General features: G+C 60.9%; 19 protein-coding genes. 12 read left to right on the top strand and 7 right to left on the bottom strand.

All coding sequences use genetic code 11. The features are described from left to right. Nucleotides 1-5 precede the first annotated feature (5 nt). The 5 genes from BN1079_RS04580 (at nucleotide 6) to BN1079_RS04560 (ending at nucleotide 5214) form a co-directional block, all read left to right on the top strand. Entirely contained in the window at nucleotides 6-284 is a 279-nt protein-coding gene (locus BN1079_RS04580; RefSeq protein ID WP_037022650.1) for a lipoprotein, read from the top strand. A gap of 113 nt (nucleotides 285-397) precedes the next feature. Further along, nucleotides 398-1315: an AAA family ATPase gene (locus BN1079_RS04575; protein WP_037022649.1), complete on the top strand. Its 918-nt coding sequence runs from the start codon at nucleotides 398-400 to the stop codon at nucleotides 1313-1315. A 16-nt stretch (nucleotides 1316-1331) separates the two neighbouring features. Then, complete coding sequence (locus BN1079_RS04570) at nucleotides 1332-2288, top strand: DUF58 domain-containing protein (RefSeq protein WP_037022648.1); 957 nt, start codon at nucleotides 1332-1334, stop codon at nucleotides 2286-2288. Continuing rightward, nucleotides 2285-4282, top strand: coding sequence for a transglutaminase TgpA family protein (locus BN1079_RS04565; protein WP_037022647.1), 1998 nt, complete (start codon nucleotides 2285-2287; stop codon nucleotides 4280-4282). The genes BN1079_RS04570 and BN1079_RS04565 overlap by 4 nt, the downstream gene beginning before the upstream one ends. 134 nt (nucleotides 4283-4416) lie before the next feature. Then, the gene (locus BN1079_RS04560) at nucleotides 4417-5214 is read left to right on the top strand and encodes an acyl-CoA thioesterase (RefSeq protein ID WP_037022646.1); all 798 of its coding nucleotides are present in this window, start codon (nucleotides 4417-4419) and stop codon (nucleotides 5212-5214) included. Between the two features lie 21 nt (nucleotides 5215-5235). Here the strand turns inward: BN1079_RS04560 and BN1079_RS04555 are convergent, their stop codons facing one another. Further along, nucleotides 5236-6042, bottom strand: coding sequence for a TatD family hydrolase (locus tag BN1079_RS04555; RefSeq protein WP_037022645.1), 807 nt, complete (start codon nucleotides 6040-6042; stop codon nucleotides 5236-5238). Between the two features lie 169 nt (nucleotides 6043-6211). Between BN1079_RS04555 and BN1079_RS04550 the strand changes: the two genes are divergently transcribed. Beyond that, complete coding sequence (locus BN1079_RS04550) at nucleotides 6212-7621, top strand: MltF family protein (RefSeq protein WP_037022644.1); 1410 nt, start codon at nucleotides 6212-6214, stop codon at nucleotides 7619-7621. Between the two features lie 49 nt (nucleotides 7622-7670). Here the strand turns inward: BN1079_RS04550 and greB are convergent, their stop codons facing one another. The 3 genes from greB to BN1079_RS04535 all read right to left on the bottom strand — a co-directional run bounded on the left by greB (nucleotide 7671) and on the right by BN1079_RS04535 (nucleotide 11429). Next, nucleotides 7671-8171 carry a transcription elongation factor GreB gene (greB, locus tag BN1079_RS04545; protein WP_037022642.1) on the bottom strand — a complete coding sequence of 167 codons (501 nt, stop codon included), beginning with the start codon at nucleotides 8169-8171 and terminating at the stop codon, nucleotides 7671-7673. Nucleotides 8172-8244: 73 nt separating this feature from the next. Beyond that, nucleotides 8245-10746: an ABC transporter permease gene (locus BN1079_RS04540; protein ID WP_037022640.1), complete on the bottom strand. Its 2502-nt coding sequence runs from the start codon at nucleotides 10744-10746 to the stop codon at nucleotides 8245-8247. After that, a complete protein-coding gene (locus tag BN1079_RS04535; RefSeq protein ID WP_037022638.1) occupies nucleotides 10743-11429 on the bottom strand; it encodes an ABC transporter ATP-binding protein in 687 nt (228 codons plus the stop codon). Before BN1079_RS04535 ends, BN1079_RS04540 begins: the two co-directional genes overlap by 4 nt. 10 nt (nucleotides 11430-11439) lie before the next feature. On the opposite strand from BN1079_RS04535, the gene BN1079_RS04530 reads away from it, so the two are divergent. From BN1079_RS04530 to BN1079_RS04520, 3 genes are all read left to right on the top strand, one after another. Next, nucleotides 11440-12045: an arylesterase gene (locus BN1079_RS04530; protein ID WP_037022637.1), complete on the top strand. Its 606-nt coding sequence runs from the start codon at nucleotides 11440-11442 to the stop codon at nucleotides 12043-12045. Nucleotides 12046-12089: 44 nt separating this feature from the next. Then, nucleotides 12090-12371 (top strand): hypothetical protein, encoded by a 282-nt coding sequence (locus BN1079_RS04525; RefSeq protein ID WP_037022636.1) that lies wholly within the window; start codon nucleotides 12090-12092, stop codon nucleotides 12369-12371. Between the two features lie 72 nt (nucleotides 12372-12443). After that, nucleotides 12444-13406, top strand: coding sequence for a L,D-transpeptidase family protein (locus BN1079_RS04520; RefSeq protein WP_037022635.1), 963 nt, complete (start codon nucleotides 12444-12446; stop codon nucleotides 13404-13406). Nucleotides 13407-13515: 109 nt separating this feature from the next. Here the strand turns inward: BN1079_RS04520 and BN1079_RS04515 are convergent, their stop codons facing one another. Then, nucleotides 13516-13770 carry an Lpp/OprI family alanine-zipper lipoprotein gene (locus BN1079_RS04515; protein ID WP_037022633.1) on the bottom strand — a complete coding sequence of 85 codons (255 nt, stop codon included), beginning with the start codon at nucleotides 13768-13770 and terminating at the stop codon, nucleotides 13516-13518. A 406-nt stretch (nucleotides 13771-14176) separates the two neighbouring features. On the opposite strand from BN1079_RS04515, the gene BN1079_RS04510 reads away from it, so the two are divergent. Then, nucleotides 14177-14470, top strand: coding sequence for a GNAT family N-acetyltransferase (locus BN1079_RS04510; protein ID WP_037022631.1), 294 nt, complete (start codon nucleotides 14177-14179; stop codon nucleotides 14468-14470). Nucleotides 14471-14548: 78 nt separating this feature from the next. Here the strand turns inward: BN1079_RS04510 and BN1079_RS04505 are convergent, their stop codons facing one another. Next, nucleotides 14549-15625 carry a 3-deoxy-7-phosphoheptulonate synthase gene (locus tag BN1079_RS04505; RefSeq protein ID WP_037022630.1) on the bottom strand — a complete coding sequence of 359 codons (1077 nt, stop codon included), beginning with the start codon at nucleotides 15623-15625 and terminating at the stop codon, nucleotides 14549-14551. A gap of 321 nt (nucleotides 15626-15946) precedes the next feature. Between BN1079_RS04505 and cysB the strand changes: the two genes are divergently transcribed. Continuing rightward, entirely contained in the window at nucleotides 15947-16921 is a 975-nt protein-coding gene (gene cysB, locus BN1079_RS04500) for an HTH-type transcriptional regulator CysB (RefSeq protein ID WP_037022629.1), read from the top strand. Nucleotides 16922-17073: 152 nt separating this feature from the next. Here the strand turns inward: cysB and BN1079_RS04495 are convergent, their stop codons facing one another. Next, on the bottom strand, nucleotides 17074-17808 hold the full coding sequence (locus BN1079_RS04495) for a phosphoadenylyl-sulfate reductase (RefSeq protein ID WP_037022626.1): 735 nt from the start codon (nucleotides 17806-17808) through the stop codon (nucleotides 17074-17076). A 194-nt stretch (nucleotides 17809-18002) separates the two neighbouring features. Here BN1079_RS04495 and thrH point away from each other — a divergent pair, with 194 nt between their 5' ends. After that, nucleotides 18003-18620 (top strand): bifunctional phosphoserine phosphatase/homoserine phosphotransferase ThrH, encoded by a 618-nt coding sequence (gene thrH, locus BN1079_RS04490; RefSeq protein ID WP_037022624.1) that lies wholly within the window; start codon nucleotides 18003-18005, stop codon nucleotides 18618-18620. The last annotated feature ends 54 nt before the right edge of the window (nucleotides 18621-18674 follow it).

Below are 18674 nucleotides of genomic sequence, written 5' to 3'. Positions count from 1 at the left end.
TGGCGATGAAACATCTGATCTGTTTGTCCCTGCTGGCCCTGACTCTGACCGGGTGCGCTGGAAAAACCGCCTACCGTGACAGCTGCGCCTCCAATCTGGATGCTGCCTGGAAGGAGCAAAGCCTGGCTGAGGCGGAAGGCTTTGCCGGTACCGTAAGCTATTCCAAGGCAATGGCGCTGCTTACCGGAGCCAAGACCCAACAGCAGTTCGAGGCTTTCCGAGGCTGCACCAAGAAGGCGAAGAAAGCGCGCTTCTATCTGCGAGAGTCTCGCGCGGGACGCTGATAGTCAGCGAAACAGGGCAGGCGCTGCAGAACTTCGTCACAACAGATTGCCTGCCCCTTTGCCTGCACTAGCGGGTACCAGTAGCATCGTCGCGAATGGCAAGGGAGGGTGGCATGCGCGCACGATTGGAAGTCTGTCTACGAGCGGTGAATGAGGTACTGCTCGGCAAGCAATCACAGGTGCAACTGGCCATGGCCTGCCTGCTGGCGCGAGGGCATCTGCTGATCGAGGATTTGCCCGGCATGGGCAAGACCACCTTGAGCCACACCCTGGCCCGAGTCATGGGGCTTGAATTCCAGCGTATCCAGTTCACTTCCGACCTGTTACCTGGGGATATCCTCGGCACCTCCGTATTCGATAAGGACAGCGGGCAATTCATCTTCCATCCCGGGCCGATCTTCGCCGAGCTGGTGCTGGCTGACGAGATCAATCGCGCCACACCAAAAAGCCAGAGTGCCTTGCTCGAAGCCATGGAAGAGGGGCAGGTCACTATCGAGGGCGCCACACGGCCACTGCCCGAACCCTTTTTCGTGATTGCCACACAGAATCCGGTTAGCTCTGGTGGCACCTTCTCCCTGCCGGAATCGCAGCTGGACCGGTTTCTTATGCGTCTGTCTCTGGGCTACCCGGCGAAGGCGGCGGAAAAGGCGCTGCTGCTCGGTGACTCTCGGCGTGACCTGCTGGCCCGGCAGGAACCGGTACTGGACCGCGCCTCGCTGGTTGCCATCCAGCAGGCAGTGGCTCAGGTGCGCGTCAGCGATGCCTTGGTCGATTACGTGCTGCGATTGGTTGAAGCGACCCGTACCCAGCCGCAGTTTGCCTGGGGACTATCGCCTCGTGGCAGCCTTGCATTGTTGGCAGCCGCGCGCGCCTGGGCGTATCTGGATGGCCGGGACTACGTGATCCCCGAGGATGTGCAGGCGGTTTTGCCTTCGGTGGCCGGGCATCGCTTGCGCGAACGTGCCGACGCTGGTGGCCATGGCGGCGGTGCCTTGGTGCAGTGGCTGCTACGCGAAGTGCCTGCGCTCTGATGGCGGCTTGCGCGCCATGAGGCTCCTGCCGCGTACCCGTGAGCGCTGGCTGCTCAAACGCATTCCGCCGGGGCCCAGCGTGCGCCTCGATCAGCGCTGCATCTTTATCATGCCCAGCGCGGTCGGCATGGCTTTCATGATCGCGCTGTTGCTGATGCTGGTGGCGGCCATCAATTACCAGAACAGCCTGGCCTACGCGCTGACCTTTCTGCTCGGCTCGGTATTTATCGTGACCATCCTGCATACCTGGCGCAACCTTGCCGGCCTGGTGCTGCAGGCGACGAGGGCGCAAGCCGTGTTTCTCGGTGAGCAGGTGCGTTTTCGCGTGCGCCTGGAAAGCCGAGGCCGTCTTTACCAGGCGGTCGCCCTGTGCTGGCCGGGCGGCGAATTGCAGCGGGTCGATGTCCCGGCTGGCGGCACCTGCGAAGTCGAACTCAGCCTGCCAAGTGAACATCGCGGCTGGCTGAAGCCCGGGCGCTTACGTGTCGAAAGCCGCTTTCCGCTCGGGTTGCTGGTGGCTTGGAGTTGGGTCGATCTGCAACTGGCGGCACTGGTCTATCCCAGGCCCGAAGCAGGGGAGCTGCCGCAAACGGCCGGAACTGACGATGTGGACGAAGGCAGCCGAGCGCATGGTGCAGGCGTAGATGATTACCAGGGCCTGCGTGACTGGCAGCCGGGTGACTCGCGCAGGCGGCTGCACTGGAAGGCCTTTTCCCGTGGGCAGGGCCTGTTGGTGAAAGACTTTTCCGCCCTGGTCGGAGAGGAACCGCTGCTGGATCTGGATGCCCTTGACGGCGATCTGGAAGCAAGACTGTCACGCCTCTGCCACTGGGTCCTCGAGTTATCCTCACGCCAGCAGCCCTTTGCCCTGCGACTTGCGGGGAAGACCATGGGGCCGGGTGACGGCGCCGACCATCGCAACCTTTGCCTGCGTGAACTGGCCCTATTCGGCCAGCAGGAGCGCGAGCCGTGAACACTGCGCAGCCCATTCCGCGCAACGGTCTGATCTGGCTACTGGTCGCACAGGTGCTGGTGATTCTGCCGCACTTGGGGCATCTACCGCTGTGGATAATCGGCCTCTGGCTCGGCTGTGCGGTCTGGCGTGTACGTATCTTCCGCATGCAGGCGCGCTATCCGCGTGGCTGGATGAAAGCGCTGATGATGATCGGCGCCGCTTTGGGTGTGTATCTGTCGCGCGGGAGTCTGATCGGTCTTGAGGCTGGCGTTGTGCTGCTGGTGGCCGCCTTCATTCTCAAACTGGTGGAGATGCGTAGCCGTCGCGATGCCCTTGTGTTGATCTTTCTTGGGTTCTTCACGGTAGTTACCAGCTACCTGTTCAATGACAGCCTGTTGGCCGGAATCTATAGCCTGTTGCCCACCACGGCATTGTTGGCAGCAATGATTGGCTTGCAGCAGAGTGCTGGCGGTACTCACCCCTGGCCGACGTTGCGTCTGGCCGGCTCGCTGTTACTGCAGGCAGTGCCGTTGATGCTGCTGCTGTTTGTGCTGTTTCCGCGGTTCGGTCCGCTGTGGTCGCTGCCGCAGCCCAAGGATCGAGCGGTTTCCGGGCTGGCTGACAGCATGTCGCCTGGTGATATCGCCGAGCTGAGTCGTTCTTCCGCACTGGCCTTTCGTGCCAGCTTCGAAGGGCCGATCCCCGAGCGGGAGCGTCTGTACTGGCGCGCTGTAACCTTCGAGCGCTTCGATGGCCGACGCTGGTCGCAATCCTTCGCAGCACAGGTGCCCCAGGCGCCGGAATGGGAGCCGCGTGGCTCGGCGCTGAACTACAGCGTCGTCATGCAGCCCAGCGGTCGTCCCTGGCTATATGTGCTGGACGTGGGTGAGGTCGACGCGGATGAGGTTCGGCTAATGACCGACTTCCATCTGCAACGACGGCGACCGGTGGATAAGCCCTTGCTGTACCAGGCCACGTCCTGGCCGGATGCCCTGCGTGAGCCCCGACCGGCGCTGGACACGCTGGAGCGCTCGTTGCAGCTGCCGCTCGAAGGGAATCCCCGAGCGCGCGCCTGGGCTGCGCAGCTGCGTCGTGAGCACCAGGATCCCGAAACCGTCGTGCAGGCCCTGTTGCGCCATTTCAACAGGCAGCCCTATGGCTACACCTTGCGCCCGCCCGCGGTTGGCAGCGAAATCGTCGATGACTTCCTGTTCAAGACCCTCAACGGCTTCTGCATTCACTACGCCGGCGCGATGACCTTCGTGCTGCGTGCCGCCGGCATTCCCGCTCGGGTGGTTGCGGGTTACCAGGGCGGGGAAATCAATCCAACCGGTAACTACCTGTCGGTGCGCCAGCTTGATGCCCACGCCTGGGTAGAGTACTGGGTAGCTGAACGCGGCTGGGTCAGCGTGGATCCGACCTTCCAGGTTGCGCCAGAGCGTATTGAGTTGGGCCTTGAAGAGGCTCTTGCCGAAGAGCAGGGCCTGTTCGATGAGTCCCCTATGACCCTGCGTCGCTATCGGGATATCGGTTGGCTCAACGATCTGCGCTTCGGCTGGGACAACCTCAACTACGGTTGGCAGCGCTGGGTACTCGATTACCAGGGTGAGCGTCAGCTACGTACCTTGAAAGGGTTGTTCGGCGATCTCGACGCGCGCCAGCTGGGTATATTGCTGGTCGTCAGTGCCAGTGTATTGATTGCCTTGCTGGCGCTGCTATTGCTCAAGCCCTGGCGGTTCGAGCGTGATCCTCAACTACGCTTGTTTCGTCGTTTCGAGCGTCAGCTGGCGCGACGTGGGGTGACGCGCCGAGACGGTGAGGGCGCGCGCGACTTTGCCGAACGGGCAGCGCGCCAGCAGCCCGAACAGGCCGAGGCGATCCGCGATTTTGCCCGCCTGTACGAGCGGGCACGTTATGCCGGCGAGGCAGTAGACAAGGCCGCGATGCAGGCTGCGTTGGCCAGGCTCGGACGCCGCCTTCCACGGCATATCGGGGCGCGTGAAAAGCTGTAGGCCAAAATCTGGATGGCTTGATGCGGCCGAATGAATTCGGCCCTACAGATTGGCTGATTTCCCTCTGCCAGGAAGGCATCCGGCTTGCCGGGGAGGCTTAAGATGGCGACCTATCACAAGACCTAGAGGCAAGCATGACCCTTTCCGAACTGCTACAAACCGTACGCGACAATCCGCAAGAACTTATCGTGCCTGCCAGCTGGGGACAGGGACGTGCGGGTTTTGGTGGGCTTGCGGCGGCGCTAGTCTACGAAAGCATGCGAGCGCTGGTGCCCGAAGATCGCCCAGTGCGTTCGTTGGCTATCACCTTTGTAGGCCCGCTGCAGGTGGATACGCCGGTCAGCTTCGAAGCCGAGGTGCTACGTGAAGGCAAAGCCGTCAGTCAGGTACTCGGGCGCGCTGTGCAGAACGGACAGGTCGTTACCCTGGTGCAGGGGAGTTTTGGTGCTGCGCGTAGCTCTGTCGTTGCGGTAGAGGCGGAGCCGGCTCCGAGCATGCCGGCGCTTGAGACTTGTCAGGAGCTGCCGTACATACCCGGCGTAACGCCGGAATTCACTCGCCATCTGGTCATGCGCTGGGGCATCGGTGGTCTGCCGTTCAGTGGCAACGCCTCGCGGGAGATGGGCGGTTGGGTGCGACAACGGGGTGAGGTCGAGCGTGAACCGCTCACTGTTGCCCATCAGCTGGCGCTGGTGGATGCCTGGCCGCCGGCAGTGCTGCCCCATCTCAAGTCTTTTGCGCCGGGCAGTTCGCTGACCTGGACCATCGAGTTCATGCACCCACAGCCTTCTGTTGACACCCACGAATGGTGCCAGTATCGCGCGCTTATCGAGTATGCCCGTGATGGTTACGGCCACTGCGCCGCAGCGCTTTGGAGTTCGCAGGGAGAGCTGCTGGCGCTGAGTCGGCAGACGGTGACGGTGTTCGGTTAAACGGCGTTGTGCCCTTCGCTGTCAGGACGCATCCAGGGCCGGAATACCGAAGAACCGTTGGGCACAGGCCGTGCTGCTGGCAGCAAGCTCCTGTTCGCTCACGTTTCGGTGCCGAGCAACTTCACGAAGCACCTCGGGTAGATAGGCCGGCTCGTTATGCTTTGGCCGAGGCCGTAGGGTGCGGGGCAGCAGGTAAGGCGCGTCGCTTTCAAGCATCAGGCGTTCGCCGGGTATATCGCGCACTAGCGAATGAAGGTGCGTCCCGCGGCGCTCGTCGCAGATCCAGCCGGTGATGCCGATGTGCAGATCAAGGTCTAGATAGGCGTAGAGCGCGCGCTTTTCCCCGGTGAAGCAGTGCACCACGGCTGCGCTAAGCTGGTCGCGGAAGGGGCGGATGATGGCCGCCAGGCGCTGGTCCGCTTCGCGCTCATGGAGAAAGACCGGAAGGCCGGTTTCAACGGCCAGCTGCAGATGTTCTTCGAGTACGCGCTCCTGTTGCGCGCGCGGAGAAAGGTCGCGATTGAAGTCCAAGCCGCATTCACCCACCGCACGTACTTCGGGCTCGGCCAGTAGCTGTCTGAGCTCTGCGGCGCTTTGCGAGGACCATTGGCTCGCTTCGTGAGGGTGAATACCGGCGGTGCAGAATAACCGTTGGCGGCTGTCGTCCAGTTCGCGGCAGAGCGCCAATGCCGCTTCGCTTTCGCTGAGGCTGGTACCGGTCAGTACCATCTGCATGACCCCGGCAGCTTGGGCGCGATCCAGAACCGCGCGCGGGTCGCGACTGAAAGTTGGATGGGTCAAGTTGACGCCGATGTCGACAAGCTGCATGAAAACGCTCACTTATGAAATGAAAATATAACTAGCTAAATCAATGATTCAGGAATAATGGCTCGGGTGATATATCGCATGAGGCTGGCGGGTAGCGCAGTGCTGTGAGAACCTCGCCGCCTGTGCCTGGGCACGCACGCTTTCTCCGTACGAGCCAATATCTCCACCGATGATCCGACTCCTACCTCTGCTGCTCTTTTTGCTGATGGTCGCACCCTGGCCGGCAGTTGCACGTATGGCGGGCCCGCAGGCTTGGCAGACGACAGATACGGTACGCGATCTGGCCGAGATTCGCCGCAGCGGAGTATTGCGGGTGCTGGTAAACCAGAGCCGCAACAGCTCCGGTGAAGTGAAAGGCGAAGCCATCGGCGTTGAATACGTGCGCTTGCGTGCGTTCGAGCAGTTTCTCAACCGTGACGCACAGGCGCGCACGATCACTCTGAAAATAATTCCCAAGGCCAAGGACCAGTTGCTCGCTGCCCTCCAGCGCGGAGAAGGTGATCTGGTGGCGCCGGGCGAATTGCTTGACCGGGGAGGGTTGCGGCAGCTGAGCCGCACCCGCGCCGTCGTGCCCCAGGTGCCGCTGGTGCTGGTCACGCGGCAGGGCAGCCGTCGCTACACGCAATTGCAGCAATTCTCCGGGCGCAGTCTGGCGTTGCCCGCCGGCAGTGTTGCTGGCAAGACCTTGGCCAAGGTCAATAGCGAACTGATGCAGGCCAGGCGTGCGCCTATCGTGGTCGAGTGGGTCGATCCTACGCTCGCCGTGGAGGATGTGCTGGAAATGGTGCAGGCCGGTATCTACCCGGCCACCCTGGTTGAGCAGAGCATTGCCGAGCGCTGGGCCAAGGTGCTGCCGAAGCTTCGCATCGAATCGAAACTGGCCCTGGGTGAGCCGGCGGATATGCACTGGTTCGTGCGTAAGGAGGCGAAAATGCTGCGTGCCAGCGCGGATCGCTTTCTGTCTGGCTATCGTGCGCCGGAGAATCAGGATGCGGCTTTTGTTCGGGTCTATCGCCGGCTGTACCGCGTGCAAAATCCTCTGGATTCGGTGGGCCGCCAGCGCCTGGAAAAAGTCCGCCCGACCTTGCAGCGCCACGCCCAGCAGCAGGATATCGACTGGCTGAACCTGGCGGCACTGGCCTTCAAGGAATCGACCCTCAACCCAGCGGCGCGTGGTGCTTCAGGCGCCACCGGGCTGATGCAGATGACGCCTGCCGCGGCCCGCAGCATGGGTGTCACGGATATCGGCAAGCTGGATAACAATGTATTGGCCAGCGCCAAGTATCTGGCCAGCATCCGCCGTGAGTTCTTCGCCAGCCCCAGGCTCAACGAGCATGAGCGCATGGCGTTCATCCTTGCCGCTTACAACATGGGGCCGCAGCGGGTGCAGAGCCTGCGTGCCGAGGCCCGGCGCCGCGGCTATAACCCTGATCAGTGGTTTTTCCAGGTAGAGCGCATCGCCATGGAAACGATGGGCATGGGGGTGGTAAGCCACGTCAATGCGGTGAACAAGTACTACCTGGCGTACAACCGTGAACGCAATCTGCTAGAGGCCGGGCCGCAGCGCGCGACCCGGTAGGTCGGTTTATCCGTGCTCCGTGGCCGAGTCCCGTCGGAGCCGGCCGCTTTCAGGGCTGATAGTCGATCGCAACGATATACCAGAGCTTGTCACCGGTCGGCGTCTGGACACGAACTTCGGCATCCAGCGGCTTGCCGACAAGGGCCCTGGCCAGTGGCGAGTCGATGCTGATCAGACCCTGCTTGAGATCCAGCTCATCCGGCCCGACGATGCGGTAGCGGGCCTGCTCGCCGTCTTCGTCTTCGAGCGTTACCCAGGCGCCGAAGTACACCTTGCCCGGATCGCTTGGCCGCTCGCTGACGACCTTGAGCTTCTCCAGCCGCTTGGTGAGGAAGCGCACGCGGCTGTCGATCTCGCGCAGCATCTTCTTGCCGTAGGTGTATTCGGCATTTTCCGAGCGGTCGCCTTGCGCGGCAGCTTCACTGACTGACTGGGTTACCTGGGGACGTTTGACGTGCCAGAGTTCGTGCAGCTCGGCACGCAGTCGCGCCTCGCCTTCGGGAGTGATCAGCGGGGTGCCGGCAGGGCGCGGTGGACGGTAACGGCTCATAAACTATCCGGATCGGCCAGTAGGGCCGCACATTGTAAGCCGGCGGCCTGTTTCAGCCAGCGGCTCTTCGGGATCAATTTTCACGTAGCACACTTAACGGGCTGGCATTCAGTGCACGGCGAGTACCGATCACGCCGGCCCCTCCGACCAGAAGGGCACCGATGACTGGCAAAACCAGCAACCACGGATGCGGCTGCCAGCGCAGGTCGAAGACGAAGTGATAAAGCAGGGCGCTGACCAGTTCGCAGCCCAGCGCGGCCAGCAGGCCGCTGGCTGCACCCAGCACGCCAAATTCGGCGCGTCGTGCCTGGAGCAGCAGCTTGCGCTCGGCGCCCAGAGCCCGCAGCAGGGCACCCTGCCGAATGCGCTCGTCGAGAGTGGCTTGCAGGCCGGCGAACAGTACTGCAAGGCCCGCTGCCAGCACGAACATCAGCACGTACTCCACCGCCAGCGAGACCTGCGCAAGAATGCTGCGCAGCTGGCCGAGCAAGGCCTCGACCTGCAGGATAGTCGCCGAGGGAAAGTCGCGGGCGAGCTGTACCAGTTCTCGATCCTTGCCGACTGGCAGGTGGAAGCTGGTCATATAGGTGGCTGGTACATCCTGCAGGGTGTCTGGCTCGAAGATCATGTAGAAGTTGGGCTGGAAGCTATCCCAGTTAACTTCGCGCAAGCTGGTAACGCTGACATCGCGGGTGATGCCGCCCACGGTGAAACTCAGCCGGTCGCCGAGCCCAACCTTCAGGCTTTCTGCCAGCTCGGCTTCCACCGAGACGCCGGGCAGCTCGCCTGGCTCGTCGCTCCACCATTGCCCGGCCGTCAAACGATTGTCTGCAGGCAGTTCCTGCGCCCAGGTCAGGCTGAGATCCCGGCGGATCGCTCGTTCGCCCTGGCTTTCCTTGCTGACGACCTGCCGTACCGGCTCGCCATTGATGGCCACCAGACGCCCGGGCACCACCGGATAGAGTGGGGCCGCATGATCGGAAAGGGCCAGGATGCGTTCGCTGAATGCGGCGTTGTCTTCCGGCAGCACGTTCAGCACGAAATGATTGGGCGCATCTGCAGGCAGTTGCTCCTGCCAGGTGTCGAGCAATTCGCCGCGCAGTAGTGCGATCAGCGCCATGGCCAGCAGAATCAGGCCGAAGGCCAAAGACTGGCCGGCGGCAGCCAGAGGGTGGCGCAGCAGTTGGCCCAGCCCGATACGCCAGGGAAGGGAAGCGCCGGACAGTAGCCGGCGCAAGCCCTGCAGAGCCAGCAATAGCAGGCCGCCAAGCACCAGGGTGGCCACCAGCCCGCCACCGAGCAGCGCCAGGGTGATTTTCAGATCCAGGCTCAAGCGCCACATGATCACGCCTAAAGCGATGATCGCGGCACCGTAGACCAGCCAGCTGCTGGGTGGCACCGGCAACATGTCACGGCGCAGCACGCGCAACGGCGGAACGCGGCCCAGTGCAGCCAGGGGCGGCAACGCAAAGCCGGCCAGCGCTATCAGCCCCGTAGCGATACCGGCCAGCGCCGGCCAGAGTGTTGCCGGCGGAATTTCGCTGACCAGCAGATCGCGTAACAGATAGAACAACCCGTGCTGCGCGCCCCAGCCCAGCAGGGCGCCAATCACGCTGGCTACCGTGCCGAGATAAGCCAATTGCAGGGAATACAGCAGCAGTGCCTCACGGCGGGCCAAGCCAAGGCAGCGTAGCAGCGCACTGGCATCAAAGCGGCGAGCGGCAAATCGCGCGGCAGACAGCGCCACGGCAACCCCGGCGAGCAGTACCGCCGCCAGGCTGGCGAGGTTCAGATAGCGCTCGGCGCGGCCCAGGGCGCCGCCGATCTGACGATTGCCGTCTTTGGCAGTTTCAATCCGCTGGTGCGGTTGAATACCTGCCTGGATGGCCTCCTGATAAGCCTGCAGCTGCGCTGCCGGCCCGCGCCATAGCTCACGGTAGCTCACGCGGCTTCCCGGCTGGACTACGCCGGTGGCCTGCAGGTCGTCGAGGTGCATCAGTACCCGTGGCGTGAGGCTATAGAAGTCACCCACGCGATCCGGCTCGTAAGTTAGTACGCGGGTCAGCTTCAGCGGTTTGTTGCCGACTTCGATCAGGTCACCGATCTGCAGGTCCAGGGCGGCGAACAGGCGTGCCTCGGCCCATGCTTCACCAGGCTGCGGTCCAGAGCTGACCTGTTCTGGCTGATAAGGTGCAGGGGCGCTGCGTAGTTCTCCACGTAGCGGATACAGGCTGTCCGCGGCTTTGACGCTGGCCAGCTGCAAATTGTCATCGGTGGCGATAACGCTGGAAAACTCTACCAGTTGCGCGTGATTGAGCTGCAGCCGCTTGCCGGCTTCGATCTGTTCTGCCGCCGCCGGGGCGCTACCGCGCAACACCAGGTCAGCGCCCAGGAACTCGGTAGCGCGCAGGAGCATGGCATCGTTCAGCCGCGCGCCGAAAAAGCCGATCGCCGTACTCGCTGCCACGGCGATCAGTAAAGCGAAGAAGAGCACACGCAGCTCTCCTGCACGAGCATCGCGTATTAGCTGCCGTAGCGCGAGAGCAGCCAGACGGCTGAAGGGCATCCGCGTCATTGGCTCTGCTCGTTGTCTACCCGGCGTCCACCCTCAAGGCGCAGCACGTACTGGCAACGCCGAGCCAGCCGCTCATCGTGGGTCACCAATACCAGGGTGGTGGAGCGCTCACGGTTGAGTTCGAATAACAGCTCGGTGATGTTCGCCCCTGTATGGCTGTCGAGATTGCCGGTCGGCTCGTCGGCAAACATCACCTCAGGCTCGGCAGCGAAGGCGCGAGCGACCGCGACGCGCTGCTGTTCGCCGCCGGACAGTTGCCTTGGATAGTGATGAAGGCGGGCGCCCAAGCCGACGCGCCGCAAAAGCTCGGTGGCTTTCGCCTGGGCGTCGCGCCTGCCGTGCAGCTCCAGGGGCAGCATGACGTTTTCCAGGGCATTGAGGCTGTCCAGCAGCTGGAAGGACTGGAAGACGAAACCGACGTGCTCGGCTCGGACCCTGGCGCGCTGATCTTCGTCCAGCTCCCCGAGGCGGTGGCCAGCGAGGATCACTTCGCCGGAACTGGGCAGGTCCAGCCCGGCGAGCAGGCCAAGCAGGGTGGATTTTCCCGAACCGGAGGTGCCCACGATGGCCAGGCTGTCGCCCTTTTCCAGGCGCAGGGACACCGCTTCAAGGATGGCCAGTTCACCTTCCGCGCTAGGTACCACTTTGCTAAGGTTCCGGGCATTTAGAATGCTGTCGCTCATGGAGATTCCGATGCGAATGTGGCTGAAAGGTGGGGTTCTGGTCTTGCTGTGCTGGGCCCAAGCTGCCCTCGGGGGGACCGTCTTGGTGGTCGGGGATAGTATCAGCGCCGCTTTCGGCCTGGAAACCAGCCAAGGTTGGGTGCATATGCTTCAGCAGCGGCTGGATTCGCAGGGGTCGGAGTACCGCGTGGTGAATGCCTCGATCAGTGGTGACACCACGGCGGGCGGGCGTTCGAGGCTGCCTAAGCTGCTCGATGAGCATGCACCGGAAATCGTGATTCTGGAGCTGGGAGGCAACGATGGCCTGCGCGGTCAGTCTCCGGTGCAATTGAAACAGAATCTTGCGGCAATGGTTGAGCAAGCGAAGCAGGCCGGCGCTCAGGTGGTGCTGTTGGGCATGCGCATGCCACCGAATCTAGGCCAGCGCTACACCGCGGCGTTCGCCAGTGCCTTCGATTCCCTCGCCGAAGAGCAAGAACTGCCATATGTGCCTTTCTTTCTCGAAGGAGTCGGCGGCGTTGCGAATATGATGCAGGCCGACGGCATTCACCCTACGGCCATTGCGCAGCAGCAGCTGTTGGACAACGTCTGGCCAGTGCTCGAACCCTTGCTTTGAGGAAGCGGCGCAGCTAGTGTCGCGCCCCTCGATTGGAGCCTCAAATGCCACGCCCAGCCTGGTCTCTTTTTGCATATCGCCTTATCGTTCCGGACGAGCAGTTCGACCTGTTCGCATGCCGAGAGAATCGCCTGCACCTGGCCTTGCGCCAGCTGGAACTGAACGGCCAGGCGGATCGCACCCTATGTGGCGGTTTTCTGCCCGCCCAGCCGCGCTGGCAGGATCTGGAACGGGGCCTGCTCAAAGACCGGCGGCTTTGCCCAATCTGTCGGGATACGGTCAATGCTCAGCGTCGGCGCCTGCCGTCCGCCGCCAGTGCCTGGTAGCCGCTCGGCGCTTTCCCTCGCTTCGCGTACAATCGCGGACAGTTCAATTCACCGCTCTCCAAGGAACTCCGAATGCGCTTGCGTGCCTCTGCAATCGTCTCCTGTTTGTCACTCACTGCCTTGCTGTTAGCAGGGAAATCGGCAGCGCTCGAATTGCCGCTGCCACCCGAAGGTGAAGACGTGGTGGGTGAAATTCAGGTCATCAAGGCCAAATACGAAGACACTTTCGCAGGCCTCGGCGAGACCTATGATCTGGGCTATCTCGAGCTGGTCGCAGCCAATCCTGGCGTCGACCCATGGCTGCCGGGCGAGGGCACCGACATCATCCTGCCGACGCGCTTTATCCTGCCGCCGGGACCGCGCGAAGGTATCGTGATCAACCTCGCTGAATATCGTCTGTACTACTACCCGAAAGATAAGCCGGTGGTGCATACCTATCCGCTGGGTATAGGACGTGAGGGCTGGGGGTCGCCAGTGGGTATCACACGCATTTCCGCGATGACCAGCAATCCGGCCTGGTATCCGCCACAGTCGATTCGTGATGAGCACGCGGCTGAAGGCGATCCACTGCCACGGGTGGTGCCGCCAGGCCCTGACAACCCTCTGGGGCCTTACAAGATGACGTTGGCGATGCCGGGGTATCTCATCCACGGCTCGAACAAGAAGTTCGGTATCGGTATGCGAGTCAGTCACGGCTGTTTCCGCATGCTCAACCACAACGTCCTCGAACTGTCCAAACGGGTCAAGGTGGGCACGCCGGTGCGCATTATTGATGAGCCCTACAAGTTTGGTATCAGTCAGGGCATGGTCTATCTGGAAGCGCACACGCCGCTGCAGGATGAAGATCAGCACATGACGTTGATGGACAAACATGCCGTAGTGATCAACACCCTGCTTAAACGGGACGAAGATGCCGGCATGTTACGACTGGATTGGGAAATGGTGCGCGAGATCATTGCCGGGGAAGATGGCTTGCCCATCCAGATTGCCGAGCTGGGCGAGGCAATGGCTAGCCACGAAGAGCCTGTTTTCTAACGTTGATATAAAGTCCTGCCCATTAAAAAGCCGACCTGTATCAGGTCGGCTTTTTTGCACCTGTAATCGTCCTGAGCAGCCAGTAAGTTGATCAGGGCGGTACAGAGGCTCACTTGCGGCTAGCGCGCTCCAGCATGCGCAGTGCGCGCTCGTTGGCTTCGTCAGCAGTCTGCTGAGCCTTCTGAGCGGCTTGCAGAGCTTCGTCAGCCTTGCTGTACGCTTCGTCGGCACGAGCCTGAGCACGGGCAGCTGCATCTTCGGTGGCGGTCAAACGAGCTTCGCCTTCTTGAGTCATGCTGTTGCTGCAACCAGTAGCCAGAACTGCAGCGAAAGCCAGAGCAGAAAGTTTCAGAACGTTGTTCATCGTGTTCCCCTTGAAGTGAAATCCATGGCAACTTCCGTTATGGAGAGTTGGCGGGCACATACTACCGATAAGTTGCGCCAAGTAAACTGAGGCAGACACTTGTCAGCCCGGTTTTTTTAGCGAACTTGCCTGTTTTCCAATGCTGGCACCTCTGTCTGGTTGAAAAACAACCAAAGCCAGCACAGTTGAGCGTTGTATGGACTCTGCAGGACACTCGAAGTTGCACTTGGAGGTGCAAGTAATCCATGCCTATAGAAGGCTGCGGCGGCATCCTCGATTGCCGTCTGAAGAGTGTAGACACTATCCGACCAGAGCTGCCAGAAGATGTTTGTTGAGGTATGGCGCGCGCCGTATGCTGAAGGCATTATCGGCAGACAACAATCAGAACCGGTATCGAGGAGGCGAGATGAGCGACACACTGACCATCCACCATGATCGGGCAGGCCACCAGTTCGAAACGACTGTGGATGGTCATCGTGCTTATCTGGCTTATATGGATCTGGGCAAACAAACCCTGGATATCTACCGAACCTTCGTCCCCGACTCGCTGCGCGGGCGGGGTATCGCCGCCGCTTTGACCCGGCACGCGCTGGAGTATGCCGAGCACGAGGGCTATACGGTGATTCCCTCTTGCTCATATGTGGAGCGCTATATGGAGCGTCACGCAAAGAGGGACAACGGTGCTGGTAGTACCCAGTAGGCCGTGGCAACTCGTCTGTTTGCTGGACGCCCAAATGAAAACGCCGCATCTAAGCGGCGTTTTCAATTCCTGCTTCAATTAGCCTCGCGCACGCTTAGGTAGTACCTCGGCGAGCTTTGCATGCATATCGAGCACGGCCTTTTCGGTGGTATCCCAATCGATGCAGGCGTCGGTGATGGAAACGCCGTACTTCAAGTCTGCCAGATTCTTGGGGATCGACTGGTTGCCCCAGCTCAGGTGGCTTTCGACCATTAGTCCAACGATGGAGTTGTTGCCTTCCAGAATCTGGTTGGCAACGTTGTCCATGACCAGGGGCTGCAGTGCCGGGTCTTTGTTGGAGTTGGCATGGCTGCAGTCGACCATGATGTTGTGGCGGATGCCGCCTTTGCTCAGTTCCTGTTCGCAGAGTGCAACGCTGACCGAATCATAGTTGGGCTTGCCGTTGCCGCCGCGCAGCACCACGTGGCCGTAGGCGTTGCCCTTGGTAGTGACGATGGAAACGCCGCCGGCCTGGTTGATGCCGAGGAAACGATGCGGGCTGGAAACCGATTGCAGGGCATTGATTGCGACCGTCAGGCTGCCGTCCGTACCGTTCTTGAAACCCACTGCCGAAGACAGGCCTGAGGCCATTTCACGGTGGGTCTGGGATTCGGTAGTGCGCGCGCCGATGGCTGCCCAGCTGATCAGGTCCTGCAAGTATTGCGGGGAGATCGGGTCCAGGGCTTCGGTGGCGGTGGGTAGACCCATTTCGGCCAGATCGAGCAACAGCTTGCGGCCGATGTGCAGGCCTTCTTCGATCTTGAACGAGTCGTCCATGTAGGGATCGTTGATCAGGCCTTTCCAGCCGACAGTGGTGCGCGGCTTTTCAAAGTACACCCGCATGATCAAGAACAGGCTGTCGGACACTTTGTCGGCAAGAACCTTGAGGCGTTCGGCATATTCATGCGCTGCCTTGAGGTCGTGAATCGAGCAGGGGCCGATCACGATGAACAGGCGATGATCCTTGCCATCGAGAATGTCACGTACGACCTGCCGCCCTTCGGCAACGGTCTTCAGTGCAGAGGCAGTGAGCGGAAGTTTCTGCTTCAACTGCTGCGGTGTGATCAGGGTTTCGTTGGAGGCAACGTTAAGGTCATCGATCGGTAAATCAGCCATCGTGTTACTCGTCAGGGTCACGGGTGCCGTCCGCCAGCGATCCCGGTGCGGCGGAACAGGGCCTGGAGGCGCAGCGGGGAGGCGGAACCTTATCGCGTATCGAGTCGCTTCGACAATGACCTTGAAGTCGCAAGCCCCTGTGGTTAGCGGCTTGGTAGTGGTTTTTTTTGGGGCTGCTAAGCTCAAGCGGAGCCATCGAAAGCTGATTTGCGGCGGACGAGCAATACTTTAAAAAAAGATCTAGAATCAGATCATATCTATGCATAATAGTTATAAGAAGTAACGACTACCGGACGTCACCGCTTTTTTCGAGGGATTTCTATGAAGCTACAGCAACTGCGTTACATCTGGGAGGTGGCGCACCATGACCTCAATGTCTCAGCCACCGCGCAAAGCCTGTTCACATCACAACCCGGTATCAGCAAGCAGATCCGTCTGCTCGAAGATGAGCTGGGGGTCGAGGTTTTTGCCCGCAGTGGCAAGCATCTAACGCGTGTCACGCCTGCTGGTGAGAGGATCATCACCACCGCAGGTGAAATCCTTCGAAAATGCGAAAGCATCAAGCAGATTGCGCAGGAGTTCTCCAACGAGAAAAAGGGCACGCTGAGCATCGCCACTACTCACACCCAGGCGCGTTACGCCTTGCCGAAGGTTATCAGCCGGTTCATCAACCAGTACCCCGACGTTTCTCTGCATATGCATCAGGGTACGCCGCTGCAGATTGCCGAGATGGCAGCTGACGGCACCGTGGATTTCGCCATCGCCACCGAGGGGCTGGAGCTGTTCGGTGATCTTGTGATGATGCCGTGTTACCGCTGGAACCGCTGCGTAGTGGTGCCGCAGGGCCATCCGCTGGCGAAACTGGAGAAGCTGACCCTACAAGCGCTCGCCGAACACCCCATCGTCACTTACGTATTCGGCTTTACCGGTCGCTCCAAGCTCGATGAGGCCTTCAGCCACCAGGGACTGTCACCCAAGGTGGTGTTTACGGCGGCAGACGCCGACGTGATCAAGACCTATGTGCGGCTGGGGCTGGGTGTTGGCATTGTCGCGCAGATGGCGGTGGACCCTGTCCTCGATCCCGATCTGGTAGTGCTCGATGCCAGTGAGCTGTTTGAATCCAGCGTCACCCGAATCGGCTTCCGGCGCGGAACCTTCCTGCGTGGTTTCATGTGCGACTTCATCGAAGCGTTCGCGCCACACCTGGATCGGGAAATGCTCGACAAGGCTGTGAAGTGTCGTAACAAGCTTGAGCTGGAAGAGCTGTTCAAGGACGTCGAGCTGCCGACCTACTGATTAGCAGCCCGATTTGAGGGCGTCGACCTGCTTCCAGAGACCTCCGACCTGCATTGCTGCGCAAGAAAACAGCACAGTGCACACCATTTCCCTGGGAGCGCCGCCTTCGGCGCGGAGCTTTTGGCTGCGTCGACGTCTACGCCCCTTTGCAGTTAATCCTTGGCAATCAGGTTTCCAGCATGTAACCCGCATTCCTTCTGCGTGGCCTCTTCCCACCACCAGCGACCCTCGCGTTCGTGCTGGTTGGGAAGTACGGGGCGTGTGCAGGGTTCGCAACCGATGCTGATAAAACCGCGCTCATGCAGGCTGTTGAAAGGAATCTCCAGCATGCGGATGTAGGTCCAGACTTCTTCGCTGGTCATCTGAGCCAGTGGGTTGAACTTGTAGAGCGTGTTGTCCGGCGTGGAAAAGGCGTTGTCGATTTCCAGTACCGCAACCTGGCTGCGGGTTCCCGGGCTCTGATCGCGGCGCTGTCCAGTGGCCCAGGCGCGCACGGTGGCCAGTTTGCGGCGCAACGGTTCGATCTTGCGGATGCCACAGCACTCGCCATGACCATCGCGATAGAAGCTGAACAGGCCTTTCTCATTGACCAGAGGCTCCAGCAGCTTCGGGTCCGGTGTCATGATCTGGATTGGGATCTTGTAGTGATCGCGCACCTGCTCGATAAATCGGTAGGTTTCGCTGTGGAGGCGGCCGGTATCGAGGGTGAAAACGCGGACGTTCTTGTTCAGCTTCCAGGCCATGTCCAGCAGTACGACATCTTCGGCGCCGCTGAAGGAAATCCACAGGTCATCGCCAAACAGGTCGAAAGCAAGCTTGAGGATGTCTTGCGGGGATTTGCCAGCGTAGGCTTCAGCCAACGTGGTGACGTCAATGGTCGGGCTCATCGGGCGGCTTCCTTTTATCTACAGCGTGCGGCGCTTCGGCGCTCTGAGGCCGCGGATGGTATCAAAAGGGATTTATGCCGCTAAATAACCTTTAGGCACCCTGATTTGTCATTTCGGATATAAGCGCCGGATTGCTTCGCTCGGGCCGGGCCGTTAGAGTGCCGCCTTCAAATTCATGCATTTAGGAGTGGCCCGTGGAAATAGCCTGTCTCGACCTGGAAGGTGTGCTGGTTCCGGAAATCTGGATTGCCTTCGCCGAAGCCACCGGAATCGAATCGCTGCGGGCGACCACGCGGGACATTCCCGACTATGACGTGCTGATGAAGCAGCGCCTGCGCATTCTGGATGAACATGGTCTGAAGCTGGCGGACATCCAGAAGGTTATCGCCACGCTGAAGCCCCTGGACGGTGCGGTGGAGTTCGTCGACTGGCTGCGAGAGCGCTTCCAGGTGGTAATCCTCTCGGACACCTTCTACGAGTTCTCCCAGCCGCTGATGCGCCAGCTGGGCTTCCCCACGCTGCTGTGCCACCGCCTGATTACCGACGAAAATGATCGAGTGGTGGATTATCAGCTGCGCCAGAAGGATCCCAAGCGCCAGTCAGTACTGGCGCTCAAGAGTCTTTACTACCGTGTGATCGCGGCCGGTGACTCGTACAACGACACCACCATGCTCAGTGAGGCCAACGCCGGCATCCTCTTCCACGCGCCAGACAATGTCATCGCCGAATTCCCGCAATTCCCGGCGGTGCATACATTCGAGGAGCTGAAGCAGGAATTCATCAAGGCCTCGAATCGCAAGCTGACGCTTTAACCAAGCGCTTGGGCTGATTGGATGTTGGCATAACGGCCCAATCGAGCCTTCGCA

The sequence above is a fragment of the Pseudomonas saudiphocaensis genome (genome assembly GCF_000756775.1).
Lineage (GTDB): Bacteria > Pseudomonadota > Gammaproteobacteria > Pseudomonadales > Pseudomonadaceae > Stutzerimonas > Stutzerimonas saudiphocaensis.
This window is presented reverse-complemented; position numbering and strand designations above follow the sequence as displayed.